Here is a 16,272-nt window from a genome sequence, read left to right on the forward strand (position 1 = left end):
CCAGTATAATAGGGAAGTGTCGATAAACTAATGAAGGAATGTGACAAATGAATACACAATTAACGAAAGAACTAAAAGAAAAGTTTGATATTGTGTTCCATGATGTAGATCTGCTTGAACAAGCGTTTACGCATTCATCTTATGTGAATGAGCACCGCAACTTGCACTTGTCAGATAACGAACGTTTAGAGTTTTTGGGCGATGCTGTCTTAGAGTTGATCGTTTCACGGTATTTGTATCGTGAATTGCCAGATCTGCCCGAAGGTAAGCTGACGAAGCTACGGGCGGCAATCGTTCGCGAAGACAGTTTATCCATGTTTGCCAAAGATTGCCGATTCGATGAATACATTCGTCTAGGCAAAGGGGAAGAAAACTCTGGCGGTCGTAAACGACCTTCTTTGCTTTGTGATCTATTTGAAGCCTTTTTAGGTGCGTTATACTTGGACCAAGGACTGGAAAGTGTCAGCGGCTTTTTGACGAAAGTTGTCTTTCCAAAAGTAAAAGCAGGTGCTTTTTCCCATGAGATGGATCACAAGACCCGCTTGCAAGAAGTCTTGCAGCGTGGCGGCGATGTTTCCATCAATTATCGTTTGATCAAAGAAGCAGGCCCCGCCCATGAACGGATTTTTTGGACGGAAGTCTATTGCGATGACACCTTGATCGGAAAAGGACAAGGAAAATCGAAGAAATTATCAGAACAGGACGCCGCTGCGAATGCCTTGGCGGATCTTGAACAGTAAGAGAGGACTGGCGGAGTGTATTTAAAACGAATAGAGATTGCCGGCTTTAAATCCTTTGCCGACCGCACAGTCATTGATTTCGAACATCGAGTGACTGCAGTCGTCGGACCAAATGGCAGCGGCAAGAGCAATATTACCGAAGCGATTCGTTGGGTTTTAGGAGAACAATCTGCCAAAAATCTACGTGGTGGCAAAATGCCTGATGTTATTTTTGCAGGTTCTGACACCCGCAGAGCGCTAAATATAGCGGAAGTGACGATCGTTTTAGACAATAGCGATCATTACTTGCCGATGGATTACAGTGAGATCAGCGTGACTCGCCGCTTGAGAAGAACCGGCGAAAGCGACTTTTTCTTAAATAAACAAGCTTGCCGCTTAAAGGATATCCAAGAGTTGTTTATGGACTCTGGGTTGGGGAAAGAATCATTTTCGATCATTTCCCAAGGCAAGGTAGAAGCAATTTTCAGCAGCAAACCAGAAGACCGTCGTGGGATTTTTGAAGAAGCGGCGGGGGTATTGAAATACAAACAGCGGAAAAAGAAAGCCGAGCAAAAATTGTTTGAAACGGAAGACAATTTAAGCCGTCTACAAGATATTATTTATGAACTAGAAGATCAGTTGGTGCCTCTGGCAGCCCAAAGTGAAGCAGCCAACCGCTTTTTAGCGTTAAAAGAAAAATTGACGACGGTCGATGTGGCCTATGCGGTCTTAGAGATCACGAAAGCAAAAGAAGCGTGGGAGACAGCCAAAGCTCAACTGAGTACCTTTAACCAAGAACTGGCGCAGATTTCCGAAAAGATCAACCAAGGGGAACTGTCGCTACATTCTTTGCGGCAACAACGTACTGCTTTTGATGAAACGTTGGAGCGTTTGAATCAGCAGCTTTTAGAGGTCACCGAAGGACTGAAGCAAGCCGAAGGGCAAAAAGAAGTCTTAGATGAACGTTCAAAGCATACGCAAAAAAGCTCTGCCGAATACCAAGAAACTTTAGAGGAAGTCACAGAGCGGGTCACACTTTTAAATGAAGAAAAAACGGAACTGATCGGCTTGCTTTCACAAAAGAATCGTAGTGTGCAGGAAGTTGAAGCAGCGATGCTGGCGTGTCAGCAAGAGCAGGAAAAGTACCAACGTTCAGCAAAAGAAATCATTGAAGAGTTGCGCAGCCAATATGTCGAAGCCATGCAGGAGCAGGCAACGATCGGAAACGAATTGAAATACTTGGAGCGTCAATACCAACAAGAAGCCGCGAAAAATCAAACGGCGCTAAGCAAGCAGACGCAAATGAATACGTCGTTGAAAGAAAAGACGACGGAAGCGCAAATCGTGGAAGAGCAGCTGACGCAGGCTAAGGCGATTTTAGAAGAACAACGCAAGCAATACATCCATCTTCAAGAAAAAGCTCAGACCAACAAAAAACGCTTTGATGAAGAACAAAAGAAAATGTATCAGTTAATGAGTCAAGTGCAGCAGGTACGAGCGAAACAGCGCAGTCTGCAAGACATTCAAGAAAATTATAGCGGCTTTTATCAAGGCGTTCGCTTGATTTTGAAAAACAAACAGCAGATCAGCGGTATCGTTGGCGCAGTAGCGGAGTTGATCGATGTGCCGCAAGACTATACCGTGGCGATCGAGACCGCATTAGGCGCCGCTGCACAGCATGTCGTCGTTGAAAATGAGCGGGATGCGCGAGCAGCCATCACGTATTTGAAAGAAAATCGAGGGGGGCGTGCAACCTTCCTACCGCTGACGACCATCAAAGCCCGTCATTTGCCAGATTATGCCCGCAATCAAGCCAAGCAAGTGTCTGGATTTATCGGCGTTGCCAGCGAATTGGTCCAGTCGCCCGAACACGTCCAAACGATTACGGATAACTTGTTAGGCAGTATCTTGATTGCCGAAGACTTGCAAAGTGCCAATGCGTTAGCACGGGCATTGAACTATAGCTATCGGGTCGTTTCCTTAGAAGGGGATGTCATGAATGCTGGCGGTTCCATGACGGGTGGCGCAACGAAGAAAAATGCCGGTAGTTTGTTTAGCCAAAGCAACGAGCTGCAACAATTGACGGCACAAGCGGCGCAACTGGATGAGCGGCTTTTAAAAACGGAAAAGCAAGTCCAGCATTTTGAAGCAGCGACCAAAGAAGCACAAGCAGCATTAGAAGAATTGCGGACGCAAGGAGAACAGGCTCGCATGACGGAGCATGAGCTGCAAAGCCGCTTACAAAATCTTGAGAATGACCTGAGCCGCTTGAAGCAAGAGCAGCAAGTGTTTGATTTTGAACATCGCGAAGTGCAAGCCTTCTTTGAGGAATATGATGAGAAGAAGACGAGCTTGGAAGAACAGCAAAAGAATATTGCAGCGCAATTGGCGAAAATCGACCAAGATATTCATCAAATGAATGCCGAAGAAGACTTGATCGAGGAAAAACGCCAAACCTTAGCACAAGAAAGTGCGCGCTTGCAGGCAGCTTTCGCAGTTCAAAAAGAACAAGTGGCGCATTTGCAGCAAAAAATTGCCGCTACGAATCAAGCATTAGAAGAAAACGAAGCGCGTCAACTCTCCTTAGAACGGCAGTTAGCTGCCTTGACAAGCAACGTCAGCGATCATGAGTTTTCAGAAGAAAGCATTCTTCAGCGAATTGAAGCCTTCACAAAAACCAAGCAGCAGGTAACAGCGGAATTGACGGTGATTCGTGAACAACGTCAAGTCGTTCAACAAGAAATCGGCGCATTAGACGAAGCCCTGAGTGCTGAAAACTTAACGCAAAAAGAAAAGCTGTCAGAAAAAACCGAAGTTGAGATCGAAAAAAATCGCGCAGAATTGGTGATGGATAATCGTTTGTTGTATTTACAAGAAGAATACAATCTCACCTTTGAAAAGGCAGCGCAAGATTTCCCTGAAATTGAGGATGCAGAACAAGCCAAAGTCGACATTCTGGAACTAAAACAAGCGATCGAGCAAATTGGTCCAGTCAATTTAAATGCGATCGAACAATATGAGCAAGTCAATCAACGGCATTTGTTCTTGACGAGTCAGCGAGACGATCTGCTGTCGGCTAAAGCACAGCTGTTTGATACGATGTCTGAAATGGATGAAGAAGTCAAAACCCGTTTCGGCGAAGTCTTCGATGCGATCCGTTTGCAATTCAAACAAGTATTTCCTAATATGTTTGGCGGCGGTCATGCGGAATTAGTCTTAACAGATCCGAAAGATTTATTGAACACTGGGATCGAGATCGAAGCCCAACCACCGGGCAAGAAATTGCAAAACCTCAGCTTGCTATCAGGGGGCGAACGGGCACTGACTGCGATTGCGTTATTGTTTTCCATTATTCAAGTTCGTCCAGTACCGTTTTGTGTGCTTGACGAAGTGGAAGCAGCATTGGATGAAGCCAATGTCTCTCGTTTCGGTCATTACTTGAGTGCTTTCCAAAATGATACACAGTTTATCGTCGTAACTCACCGTAAAGGAACGATGGAGGCAGCAGATGTGTTGTATGGTGTGACCATGCAAGAATCTGGAGTGTCGAAGACCGTGTCCGTGCGCTTAGAAGAAGTGCGTGAAGGCGGTAGTTTTGCAGCAGATCAAGCATAGAGGAGGAATGATATGATTAAACTGATTGCGATCGATTTAGACGGAACGTTATTGAATGACAAAAAAGAAGTGACTCCTCGCAACAAAGAGGTACTTGCTCGTGCCAAAGCACAAGGCGTAAAAATCGTCATTTGTACGGGACGTCCATTACGGGCGATCCGTCCGTACTTAGAAGAATTATCGCTGAAAGAACCCGGCGACTATAGCATCACCTTTAACGGCGGTTTGGTTCAAAAAAATGAGACTGGCGAGATTATTGAAAAAGCAGCGATGCAGCTGGCAGATATCCATGAATTGGTTTCAGTAGCGGAAGACTTGAATTTGCCTCTAGACGTGGTATCCGAAGAGATCGTCTTGAGTTTACCCACTTCAGCAGCGCATCCATCGATTTATGGCTCGTTAAATCCTTTATTGGATTGTCGTCCTTTTGCCGTAGCTGATCTTGATGAATCGATGCTCTATAATAAAGCGGTGATCGCCTACCATCAGGAAGTCTTGGATCCTAAGATCCCTGAGATTTCCTCAGAGATCCGCGAGAAATATGAAATCATCAAAAGCCGGAATAACCTGTTGGAATTTATGCCTAAAGGAATCACCAAAGCCTATGGTATCAGCCTATTGGCGCAAGATTTAGGGATCAAGCAAGAAGAAGTGATGGCGATCGGTGATGAAGAAAATGACTTGCCGATGATTCGCTATGCTGGGATTGGCGTAGCGATGGCCAATGCCGTGCCAATCATTAAAGAGGCGGCTGACGTTGTCACCGTTTCAAACCAAGAAGACGGTGTGGCAGCAGTGATTGAAGAATATGTCTTAAAAGGAGGTGCGTAAGATGGGATTTTTTGACAAAATCAAAAAAGCGCTGATTGGAGAAACCAAAGAAGCAGAGCAAGAAACCGACAAACCGTTAGTCGATGCTGACTCACCAGAGGCACAGCGTTCAGAAGAAAGCCAGCCAGCACAAACTCCTGCTGAACAAGGCGCTTCAGAACCAGTGGTACCTGCAGAAACCGCCGACTCCAGTGATTTGGAGGCAGAGCAAGAAACTGCTGAAGTGTCCCCGCAGCAAGAAGCAACGACAGCGAATAAAGGAGAAGAAGCACCAAGTATTCCAGAAGAAGTGGCTAAGGATACACCATCAAAGCAAACCCCAGCGGCTACACCAATCCTTCAACCAGCGCCAGAAACGGAAAGTGTGCAGGATAAATACACCAAAGGATTGACGAAATCACGGAAAACCTTTGGGCAACGGATGAACGAATTGTTTGCCAACTTCCGTACGGTGGACGAAGACTTCTTCGAAGAAGTGGAAGAAACGCTGATCGGCGCAGACGTCGGCTTCGATGCGGCGATGAAGATCGCGGATGCATTGAGGCAAGAAGTCAAACTACGTAATGTGAAGAAAACGGCAGATGTCCAAAATGTCATCATCGAAAAATTGGTTGACCTATATGGTGAAGCGGGTGTCGGTGAAGTCAACGAGTTGAATATGCAGTCAGGGTTGACCGTCATTTTATTTGTTGGCGTGAACGGTGTTGGAAAAACCACCAGTATCGGGAAATTAGCCCACCAATTCAAAGCCGAAGGCAAGAAAGTCTTATTGGCTGCAGCGGATACTTTCCGTGCCGGTGCCATCGATCAATTAGTGGTCTGGGGTGAACGAGCTGGTGTTGAAGTCGTTCGTGGCAATGCAGGAGGCGATCCAGCAGCAGTCGTGTTTGATGCGATGGAGCGCGCAAAACGAGAAAATGCTGACGTTTTATTAGTAGATACCGCGGGTCGTTTGCAAAACAAAGTCAATTTGATGAACGAACTAGAAAAAATCAAACGGATCATTCAACGAGTGGACCCAACGGCCCCTCATGAAGTCCTGCTCGTGTTGGATGCAACAACAGGTCAAAATGCGATGAATCAAGCAAAACAATTTAAAGAAACGACGGATGTTTCTGGTCTCGTCTTAACCAAACTTGATGGAACAGCCAAAGGGGGGATCGTCTTGGCGATCCGTAACGAGCTGCGGCTGCCCGTCAAATTAGTGGGACTCGGAGAAGGCATCAATGATTTAGAACCATTTGATCCAAATGAATTTGTCGTTGGCTTATTCAAAGGCTTGATCAAAGAATAAAAAAACAGAGCCCTGTGTTAGGTGATACACCTACACATGGCTCTCCTTTATTGTTGCTTTTGTGAGATCAAAGGGAAGAGAAAACGGGTCGTCGTCTCTTTCCACGAGCTTGACTTGTGACGTAAAGCTGAGAACACTTGGCGTGGCAAATGTGGGTACAGCGATGCACGACTTTGCCAAAAAATCAGGAAAAGCAGTTTGAAGGCTTCGTTTTCTTCTGCACTGTCTAAAAACTTTGGGAAGTATCAGGCAGAATACAACGAGTTGAACGATGGGGAAAGATTATTTCTTAAGTTCCCCTTGGCGCTCAGTGATCATTTTTTCCAAGTTGTTCAATGTATCGATATCTTTATTGGTTTCGATAAAGTTCGTAATCAAATTCAATAAAGATTGATCAGACAATTCTGCTGCTAAGAAGTCTTCTTGGGTCACATTCGGAGAATACAACCGAGTCAAAACAGTACCGCTGTAGCCGATATCCGCTACTTTCAATAAGTCGTGGTTTTTTAGTTTACGTACGACTGCTTGAATGGTATTCTTGCTTAGATCTTGCTGTTGGACAGCAATGTCATTTGCAGAAAGAGGTTTGTCTGAATTCCAAAAGATATTCATGATTTGACGTTCGCGTTTGGTAAGATTAAGTGGCTTCATTCACTATTCTTCCTTTCAAAAAAGAGTAATATGGACATAATAATTTACTGTTCTATAAGCAGTATACTTTATTTTGAAGGTAAATATCAAATTTATTCAAGTATTTTATAAATTCTTGGTAATTTTAGTAAGAGATATTACAAGTGAAGAGCAAATTTCTGCATTTTTCACCAGTTTTCACTATAATAGATGGAAAGAAATAGCATTTGAGAAAAAATTTAGTAGAAGAACATAGAGGGCAGTCGAATGAAAATAAAAACATTGTTATCACATAAAGAGCTTTTTCCCTATTTATTGAAAGGACGCTACGGGATTGAGCGTGAAGCGCAGCGGGTGCGGCTCGATGGGACGTTTGCAGGTACCGATCATCCTAAAACGTTAGGCAATCGACGCTTCCATCCGTATATCCAAACGGATTTTTCCGAAAACCAACTGGAACTGATTACGCCCGTTGCTGATTCCGTGGATGAATTGTTCCGTTTTTTAGGGGCTATTCATGATGTGGCGTATCGTTCGATGTCAGCAGAAGAAATGCTCTGGCCATTGAGTATGCCACCAGCTTTACCAGAAAAAGAAGAAGACATCGTCATTGCTAAATTAGACCAATTTGAAGATGTGCTCTACCGCCGCTATTTAGCCAAAACATATGGTCGCCGCAAGCAAATGGTCAGTGGGATTCATTTCAATTTCGAATTTGCGGAAGACTTTTTGCAGCAGCTGTATGCTTTGTCTGAAACGAAGGAAAGCTTCCAGACGTTTAAAACGGCACTTTATTTGAAAGTAACTCGCAATTATTTGCACTATCGCTGGTTTTTGACGTATTTCTTTGGGGCGACTCCTGCATCAGAAGCCAATTATTTTACGACAGAAAACGGACCGCAAGAACCAGTCCGTAGTATTCGCAATAGCCGCTATGGGTACACGAATCACGAAGACGTCAAGGTATCTTACGCTTCGTTAGAGACCTATCTTGCAGATATTGCCAAATTAGTGGAGACGGGAAAGCTTTCAGAAGAAAAAGAATTTTATGCGCCAGTGCGTCTACGTGGGGGAAAACGGGTCGCAGATTTAGCCTCAGCGGGTATCCGTTATATTGAGTTAAGAAATATTGACATCGATCCCTTTGCCCGCTATGGGATTTCCAAAGAGCAAGTCGCATTCTTGCATTTCTTCTTATTGTTTTTAAGTACAAAAGAAGAAGGCAGCGATGCGGATGCGTGGATCGAAGAGGGCAATCAGAAAAATGATCAGGTCGCATTAGAACATCCGCTTGCACCTTTGACTTATCAGCAAGAAGCGCAAGCGCTGATTACTGAAATGATGGACTTTGCCCAAGCCCTTGAGCTGCCGCATCCACCATTTTTGGATCAGCTCTCAGAAATGCTGGCTGAACCAGAAAGAACCTTCGCGGGACGTCTTTTCTCAGCAAGTCAAGCAACCAGTCAAGCGCAGACAGCAACATTGCTGGGACAAAAGTATCATCAAGCTGCTTGGGAAAAACCGTATCAATTAGCTGGCTTTCGAGCAATGGAATTGTCGACCCAGATTCTCTTGTTCGATGCGATCCAAAAAGGAATCGAAGTGACGGTACTGGATGAAACGGATCAATTCTTGAAATTAGCCGTGAAAGACCACATCGAATATGTTAAAAATGCCAATATGACCAGTAAGGATCAGTACATCGTCCCATTGATCATGGCGAATAAAACGGTCACTAAAAAAATCTTAGCCGAAAATGGCTTTCATGTACCAAGTGGCGCTGAGTTCGCTTCGGCAGAAGAAGCGATCGCGTTTTATCCTCAGATTGCCCACAGCGGGTTTGTGGTAAAACCGAAAACCACCAACTATGGGATCGGTATCTCGATTTTCAAAGAAGGTGCCTCTTTAGCGGATTATCAAGCGGCGGTCGCCATTGCCTTTGCGGAAGATGATTCGATCCTCGTTGAGACTTTTTTGTCAGGGACGGAATATCGGTTCTTCGTGATCGATGGGCGAGTCGATGCGATTTTACTACGTATCCCTGCCAATGTCGTGGGTGACGGCAAGCGCACGATCACGGAACTCGTCGCAGAGAAAAATCTTGATCCATTGCGCGGCACCCATCATCGGACCCCATTAGAACTGATCCAATTAGGGGAACTGGAACAACTGATGTTAAAAGAGCAAGGGTATCAAGTGGATTCAGTACCCGAAGAGGGGCAGATCGTTTATTTGCGAGAAAACTCGAATATCAGTACTGGCGGTGATTCTATCGATGTGACGGATGACTTCAACGATGATTACAAACAAGTAGCAGTCGATGCGGTAGCCGCATTACAAGCATCTATCAGCGGAATCGATCTGATTATTCCAGATAAAACCAAGCAAGCCAATGAACCGGGGGCTTATGGAATCATTGAAGCCAATTTCAACCCAGCGATGCATATGCACGTTTATCCATACAGCGGGAAAGGCCGACGCTTAACTATGTCTGTTTTACGCCTGTTGTTCCCTGAAGTCTTCGAGAGCTGATGGAAGTACAAAAAGCAAAGAACTGCACACTTTGGAAGGAGAGTTCCTTTCAAAGTGTGCAGTTTTTTTTATATCGTTGTTTGATTCCTGATCTGACAGTTAGCACAATAGTTAATTCCCTCGCTTTTTTGTCTTTATTTATCAAAAAAATATTTATTTTAATAGGAATACTGGAAAAATAATTGTATTTTTGGTAATCTAAAGAAAGGAAGTTCTAGTTTTTTTTATACACGATTAAATAACTATCGTTTTTTGAAGAGCCGCTAAATTAGGTCAGCATGTATAAAAAAGATATGAACATAGATATTGTCTTTCAACTATGCTTTTACATATAACAAAATGGTTGGCATCAAAAAAGCGGCAAAGGCAGACGGGTTCTCTTATCTTTGTTATTGACAAAAGAAGTGCAAAGATTGTTTTCAATTGAATCAAAAATGAAAGTTCATCATCGGAAACGGAGTTGAATCGATACTCAATGTTCAAGTTATTAGGAAGTAAGGCAGGTTTTATAGCCGAAACTGATTGTGGTTCGATGAGTGACTCCTAAACATAGGCGCATTGCTTTAAGAATTTGCGGAACGGTCCTTTGGCAGCACCTTATAGGTACACAAAGGATATGGATGATTTTTTCCGATCCCTGCGAATGTTTGACAGTGCTTTGTCGGTTCTTCATTCAGTGTGCAGGCTTTTTTCGTAGGCTTAAATCAATGGTTTTAGTGCTTCCAACCGAGGAATCACTTTTTCTTTAGCCGCTCTTTTCTGTCTTTCAACGGGCTATGATTCACACGAGCCCTTCTGCGTAGATAAGTATACTAAATTTATTATACTGATCCATCCTGAAATTTTAATCAGGTTATGGTGTGTAATAAGTTGAATATAATAGCATTACAAAAAAGGAGAGTACGGAATGAAAAAATTTAATGGTAAGATTGTTAAAACGTTGGCATTACTAGCAACAATTTTTACGGCTGGTGCGTTATCAAATCAAGTTTCAGCATCAGAAGAAACAGCATCCCCTATTTCCGCAAGCGTATGGGTTGCCAGAACACCCGAACAAATCAAAGCTGATATTACTGGGAATGAATATACGATTGTTTGGGGTGATACACTTAGCGCCATCAGTAAAGCGACAAATATTACGATCGAACGTCTAGCACAATGGAATAATATTTACAATATTGATTTGATTTATGCTGGCAACAAATTAGTGTTTGATGGAAATGTGGTTTCTCTAAAGGATGCAGAGGGTAATACGATTAGTCAAGCAGTGATTCAAGATACTGACAAAATTGATCCGACCAAACCAATTGGGGGAGGAAGCAATACAAATCCTGGAAACAGTAATAATGGATCAAATGTCTCTACAAAACCGACACCTCCAGCAACAGATAACGGATCAGGAGACGGATCAACAAAACCAACGCCGCCTGCAACAGATAATGGATCAGGAGATGGCTCCACAAAGCCAACACCACCAGCAACGGATAATGGTTCAGGTGGAGATAATGGTTCCACTAATCCACCAGCTGATCGAGAGTTTGAAGTGACAGTCGTTGCAGAAAATGAAGAAATTACACGCCTCCGTGTCGGACCATTCTTAACTACCGATGAAGTGGCGGCATGGCTGCTTGAAAACTATGTTGGCTTAGTTTCAGACCTACAAATCTATCTAGAAGGAAACTATATCTATATTGAGTTCAATATTCCGACACCTGATAATGGAGGCGCGACTGACCGTGAAATTGTAGTTGAAGTTGTCTATGAGAATTCATATTATACTCGTCTACGTGTCGGACCATTCCTAAGTAACGAGGAAGCTACTGCTTGGAAGCATGAAAATTATCCAGGAGTAGTTAAGGGGCATGAAGTTCATTTTGTAGGTGATTATATCTATATTGAATTTGGTGTTGGTAATAAAGATAACGGTGGAGCAATTGATCGTGAAATTACGATTACCGTTGTCTATGAAAATTCATATTATACACAACTGCGGGTCGGTCCATTCTTAAACACAACAGAAGCCTCCGCATGGCTGCGTGAGAATTACCCTGATGTAGTCAAGGGCTACGCTGTTTATCCAGAAGGTGATTACATTTACATTGAGTTTGGTACATCAAGCCATGGAACTGGCGGCGGCGATATCGGAACCGACGGTGGCGGTACAGACGTAGACGGCGGCGATAACGGAACCGACGGTGGCGGTACAGACGTAGACGGCGGCGATAACGGAACCGATGGTGGTGGTACAGATGTAGACGGTGGCGATAACGGAACCGATGGTGGCGGTACGGATGTAGATGGCGGAGAAGATGGCTCTGGCGAAACAGATGTGAATACTCCAGTCAATCTGGGTAATAGCGGCATTTTTGCAGCTACTAGTGCAGAAGCGAGTGCAAGTGCATATTCTTTATGGGCTGAAGGGAAGTTTTTAGAGTTTACAGGCTTTGTTATTCGGCCAGCGCTAAATGCAAATGGAGATCCAATTGGTTTTACAGTTGATTTTTACTAAATAAAAAAAGTTAAGTTGATTCTTTGATGTTTCATATAAATTAAGAAGAATACAACTTAAAACTAATAAAAACCAGTCAGAAACTGCCTCTGACTGGTTTTTATTTGAAGAAATCATGAGAGATACGTTATCGTCCTGCTTTATGGTTCGCTTCATTAGCAATCTATTATATCCAGTACTTTCTATCTGCAGGAAGTATCGTGAGCCTTTCTTTATCTTCTTATCCTTCAAAAGCAGCGATCTCAATCGTTTGTTTCGTTTCTTCCACCTTGAGACCCGTTCGGGCTTCCCACCATTGTTTCATTTCTTTTTCATACGTGGTAGGAAAACGTTGGATCAAGGTTAATAACGGTACGCCTTGAATCGAGGCGTAGGGAAAGTTTAAAACCAGATTGTACTTCAGTTCCGACAGGAGGCTATAATATTGAAACATCATAAAGTTCATTTCATTCTTATCCTCCAGCAGGAGTACTTTCGGAGCGCGATCCAGCATAAAACCCAAGCTGCGCATCATGAACAATACGCCATCTAGATGGCTGGATTCGATCGTGGGTGCCGTTTTAAACAAATCGATATGCAGATCCAAAGCATCAAGCAGTTCTTTCTTTAATGAAAGGTAGGGCGGTGTTGATTGTTCCATGATAGTTCCTCCTTTTAATGGAAAAGACGTTTCCAAAATGACGTTTTCTCTGGTTGTTCCTGCTCTTTATCCGATGGAGCGGCAGCTGCAGGGAATTTTTTTTCGATATCGATGACGTCTTCATTGACGGCTTCTTTCCCAGCAATCAGCAAGCCGATACTGTCTGGACCGGCATCTTGGGCATCGGAGACGATCCGAAATTCCATCTGTTGCTTGGTCAGTAAAGTGATGTAATCGGTCTGGATCGATTCTGGCAATTTTCCATTAAGCAGCACGAGCGCTCCTTGATAATCTGGTAAGGCGTTCAAGAGCGTTTTCTGGTTGTCCTTCTTCTTCATTTCTGTTACTGTCATACTAAGATAACACCGTTCACGAAACGTGCCTAAATACTTGCGCTGTTCATCTGGGTTGACGCGAGGCGTCCCATACATTCCTGTATCAAGGCGTTTTTCTAATTCGTCTGACATTGAAGTATCCTCCTCAAAGCGTTTACTTATGCTTATTATAGCATATCCAACAAATAGCAAAAGAGGGGTGCGATCGTGAGAGAGTTCTGATAGAAAGTAGGGATCCTATGACAACAAAAGAACGACATTTGCTATTGTTAGCAGAAAATCAACGGTTGGAGACACCGAGGCTGCTCTTGCGTCCTGTTTCCTTGGCAGATGCAGCGGACATGTTTGCCTATGCAAATGATGAAGAAACGACGACCTTCGTCTTTGCTAGACATGGGTCGGTTGAAGAAACAAAACTACGCATCGCCGAGTATTTTGTTGCTGCACCCTTAGGAAAATTTGCGATCGAAGAAAAAGACTCAGGAAAAATGATCGGGACCATCGATTTGCGGGTAGAATCAGAAAAAGAGATCGCTGAGCTCGGTTATACATTGAGTCGCGATTATTGGGGGCAAGGGATTATGCCAGAAGCGGCAATGGCACTGCTGCATTTCGGTTTTGAAACACTCGAATTGATTCGAATTTTTGCTCGACATGATGACCGAAATCCCAAGTCTGGACGGGTCATGGAGAAAATTGGGATGAAATTGGAAGCAACGATCCCAGCTGCCCGCAAATCGGGTGAAGAAATCATCGATGAAGTCACGCGTGGCATCACCCTGGAGGAATGGAAAAAACGTATCATGTAAAGGAGGGCTCTCGTCATGGAACTGAACATTGAGCCAGCAGCAATTGAAAAAATAACCCCTTATGTGCAGCCAGGTGATCGTCTCTACTTGGATTTTGAAGACGGCGTTGGTCCGTTTCCTGCAACGGAGATCACCTGCCGTTTGGACATCCATTTTCGCCTGATCATCGTGCCGCAAAGCTATCCAGAAGAAGGATTGGCGATCTACGACACCCCTTTAACGACACCCTTAGGCACGATTTGGTTGAAGCAAGGGGCTCAGGTGTATTTAGAAGAACAGACTCGGATGCAGGTGGAACCGACCTATCAACGGTTGCAATTGGTGGGAAATAGCGGGATCTTAGCTAACGATGTCCAATTGTTACGGATCGAAAAGCAGACGGCGGGCCGCTGAGATGGGCACGCTGGCGGTTATTAGCGACTTGCACGTCGATATCAACCAATTATTTGATCCCCATCTGCAGCTGATCGCTGATTATTTGCAGCAAAATCAGGTGACCCATCTGCATCTGGCAGGAGATGTGGCGAATAAAAAACAACGGCTATTAGACGTGGTCGCATTTTTTCAAAGTCGACAGGTGCCAACGACCTTTCACTGGGGCAATCATGAAATGGTGGACTTGACGGAACAAGAGATCGAGGCTTTCGATGATCCCGCCTTTCTTAATTTTCAGACGTATCGCTTATCAGAAAAAACACTGCTGTTGGGAATCAATGGCTGGTATGACTACCAATATTCTGATCTGACCAGTGAAGCTGAGATCTTGCGGCTGAAAAATTTGTTTTGGTATGACCGCATGATTCAACGAAAGGGATCGGATAAGGAGATCAGCCAAGCCATCAATGAGCGTTTAGCGGAAACATTGGCCCATTTGCCGCAAGACCAAGAAATTCTTCTTTCTACGCATTTTGTGCCCCAAGAAGCGTTTATTGTGCGGCAGACCGGCAAGTACGCCCGCTGGAACCACCTAAATGCGTTTTTGGGGACGCCTGATTTTGGCGCAGTGATCGATCAGTACGCCAATGTGCGGGCAGTCGTCTTTGGGCATACCCATCGACGCTTTGAGAAAAAAGAACTTGCGGGAACCAGCTACTATTGCCGTCCCTTCGGCTACTATTATGAATGGCAGTTGACCCGACGCTTCGTTTTGGAAAATCACTTAGCAGAAGCATATTCTCCAACGAAAGTTCGGACGCTGCTGCGAAACCATCATGAGGCATTTGAGGACTATAAAACGGCGCATCTTGTAGAGGAATTGGCGCAAGCGATCACGCTGCTGCCGTATTAGCGCAGCAAACGAGTCCTGCTTGTTTTCGTGATTGAATTTCCAAGCAATTTAAACCATTAGAAGAAACACGCAAAGGAGAAAAATCATGACATTTGAAGAAATCTTACCAGAATTAAAAGCCGGCAAAAAAATCATTCGTGAAGGTTGGGGCGGCTTTGAACTTTATGTGACATTCGTTGAAGGCGAAGTGTACGACAATGCCCCAGTCACCCCTTACTTTTTGATCAAAACAGCAGATGAGGGATTCTCGAGTTTCGCACCGACTGTTTGCGACATTCTTGCGGAAGATTGGAAAATCGTGGAATGACGGCAGCGTGGATCGATGACAAAACGATTGTGTTTGTCACAGGGGCTGCTTCAGGCATCGGTAAAGCGCAAGCAGAGGCGTTTCTTGCAGAAGGCGCTCAAGTATTTGGTGTTGACTGCCAATCGTTTCCTGATTCGCTTTTAGCCCAGCCCCGCTTTTTCGGCACATGTTGTGACTTAGCGGTGAAAGAAAATTGTCTTGCAGCGGTCCAAGCTTGTGTGACGCACTTTGGCGGTATCACAGTCTTGTTAAATACAGCAGGAAAGCTTGACGGCTATCATACGATCGCTGAGACGACGTCAATGGAGTGGGAGGAGATATTTCAAACCAATGTCTCCAGCATGTTTTATTTAACGAAAGAAATTTTGCCGCTGATGCAAGCCAATTGCGGCGGAACGATCATCAATATGGCGTCGATCGCTGGAATGGTCGCAGGTGGGGGCGGGATCGCCTATACAACCGCAAAACACGCGATCGTCGGGTTTACCAAACAGTTGGCGTTGGATGTTGCAGATCAAGGGATCTCGGTGAAGGGCATCGCGCCCGGTGCGATTCAAACGCCGATGAATGCGGCTGATTTTGCCGGTGACGGGAAAATGGCGCAATGGGTGGCAGAAGAGACGCCAGTCAAGCGTTGGGCGCAACCAGAAGAAGTTGCAGCGCTGACCCTTTTTCTTGCCAGTCCGCAAGCTAGTTACTTGCAGGGGGCGATCGTGCCCATCGACGGTGGTTGGACCTTGAAATAACTAGCCTGAACCCATTA

14 protein-coding genes are annotated in these 16,272 nt (G+C 44.5%); 11 read left to right on the forward strand and 3 right to left on the reverse strand.

Translation table 11 applies throughout. The features are described 5' to 3' along the window. The first annotated feature begins 47 nt into the window (after positions 1-47). The 4 genes from rnc to ftsY are packed head-to-tail and all read left to right on the forward strand — an operon-like array spanning position 48 to position 6,459. Positions 48-740 (forward strand): ribonuclease III, encoded by a 693-nt coding sequence (rnc, locus tag IGI96_RS09130; protein ID WP_005227136.1) that lies wholly within the window; start codon positions 48-50, stop codon positions 738-740. 15 nt (positions 741-755) lie between these two features. Continuing rightward, the gene (smc, locus tag IGI96_RS09135; RefSeq protein WP_086338952.1) at positions 756-4,334 is read left to right on the forward strand and encodes a chromosome segregation protein SMC; all 3,579 of its coding nucleotides are present in this window, start codon (positions 756-758) and stop codon (positions 4,332-4,334) included. 12 nt (positions 4,335-4,346) lie between these two features. After that, positions 4,347-5,165 carry a Cof-type HAD-IIB family hydrolase gene (locus IGI96_RS09140; protein ID WP_005227138.1) on the forward strand — a complete coding sequence of 273 codons (819 nt, stop codon included), beginning with the start codon at positions 4,347-4,349 and terminating at the stop codon, positions 5,163-5,165. Position 5,166: 1 nt separating this feature from the next. Continuing rightward, positions 5,167-6,459: a signal recognition particle-docking protein FtsY gene (gene ftsY, locus IGI96_RS09145; protein WP_074934437.1), complete on the forward strand. Its 1,293-nt coding sequence runs from the start codon at positions 5,167-5,169 to the stop codon at positions 6,457-6,459. A 282-nt stretch (positions 6,460-6,741) separates the two neighbouring features. Here ftsY and IGI96_RS09150 read toward each other — a convergent pair whose 3' ends face one another. Then, positions 6,742-7,110 carry a BlaI/MecI/CopY family transcriptional regulator gene (locus tag IGI96_RS09150; protein ID WP_005227140.1) on the reverse strand — a complete coding sequence of 123 codons (369 nt, stop codon included), beginning with the start codon at positions 7,108-7,110 and terminating at the stop codon, positions 6,742-6,744. A 246-nt stretch (positions 7,111-7,356) separates the two neighbouring features. Between IGI96_RS09150 and gshAB the strand changes: the two genes are divergently transcribed. Continuing rightward, on the forward strand, positions 7,357-9,621 hold the full coding sequence (gene gshAB, locus IGI96_RS09155; protein WP_086338953.1) for a bifunctional glutamate--cysteine ligase GshA/glutathione synthetase GshB: 2,265 nt from the start codon (positions 7,357-7,359) through the stop codon (positions 9,619-9,621). Positions 9,622-10,561: 940 nt separating this feature from the next. Further along, positions 10,562-12,130, forward strand: a complete 1,569-nt coding sequence (locus tag IGI96_RS09160) for a LysM peptidoglycan-binding domain-containing protein (RefSeq protein WP_438785053.1) — start codon at positions 10,562-10,564, stop codon at positions 12,128-12,130. 220 nt (positions 12,131-12,350) lie between these two features. On the opposite strand, the gene IGI96_RS09165 is transcribed toward IGI96_RS09160, so the two are convergent. Both IGI96_RS09165 and IGI96_RS09170 read right to left on the reverse strand, forming a co-directional pair. Next, positions 12,351-12,770, reverse strand: coding sequence for a hypothetical protein (locus IGI96_RS09165; protein ID WP_086338955.1), 420 nt, complete (start codon positions 12,768-12,770; stop codon positions 12,351-12,353). A gap of 14 nt (positions 12,771-12,784) precedes the next feature. Then, the gene (locus IGI96_RS09170; RefSeq protein ID WP_010748630.1) at positions 12,785-13,237 is read right to left on the reverse strand and encodes a YueI family protein; all 453 of its coding nucleotides are present in this window, start codon (positions 13,235-13,237) and stop codon (positions 12,785-12,787) included. 107 nt (positions 13,238-13,344) lie between these two features. Here IGI96_RS09170 and IGI96_RS09175 point away from each other — a divergent pair, with 107 nt between their 5' ends. The 5 genes from IGI96_RS09175 to IGI96_RS09195 all read left to right on the forward strand — a co-directional run bounded on the left by IGI96_RS09175 (position 13,345) and on the right by IGI96_RS09195 (position 16,255). Continuing rightward, positions 13,345-13,914: a GNAT family N-acetyltransferase gene (locus tag IGI96_RS09175; RefSeq protein WP_086338956.1), complete on the forward strand. Its 570-nt coding sequence runs from the start codon at positions 13,345-13,347 to the stop codon at positions 13,912-13,914. Between the two features lie 15 nt (positions 13,915-13,929). Continuing rightward, positions 13,930-14,307: an iron-sulfur cluster biosynthesis family protein gene (locus tag IGI96_RS09180; RefSeq protein ID WP_074535383.1), complete on the forward strand. Its 378-nt coding sequence runs from the start codon at positions 13,930-13,932 to the stop codon at positions 14,305-14,307. 1 nt (position 14,308) lies between these two features. Beyond that, positions 14,309-15,202, forward strand: a complete 894-nt coding sequence (locus IGI96_RS09185; protein ID WP_074535382.1) for a metallophosphoesterase — start codon at positions 14,309-14,311, stop codon at positions 15,200-15,202. Positions 15,203-15,287: 85 nt separating this feature from the next. Beyond that, positions 15,288-15,509: a DUF2829 domain-containing protein gene (locus IGI96_RS09190; RefSeq protein ID WP_005227147.1), complete on the forward strand. Its 222-nt coding sequence runs from the start codon at positions 15,288-15,290 to the stop codon at positions 15,507-15,509. After that, positions 15,506-16,255 (forward strand): 3-oxoacyl-ACP reductase, encoded by a 750-nt coding sequence (locus IGI96_RS09195; RefSeq protein ID WP_086338957.1) that lies wholly within the window; start codon positions 15,506-15,508, stop codon positions 16,253-16,255. Before IGI96_RS09190 ends, IGI96_RS09195 begins: the two co-directional genes overlap by 4 nt. Positions 16,256-16,272: the final 17 nt, after the last annotated feature.

The sequence above is a fragment of the Enterococcus sp. DIV0421 genome, from assembly GCF_051713745.1.
Taxonomy (GTDB): Bacteria; Bacillota; Bacilli; order Lactobacillales; family Enterococcaceae; genus Enterococcus_D; species Enterococcus_D casseliflavus.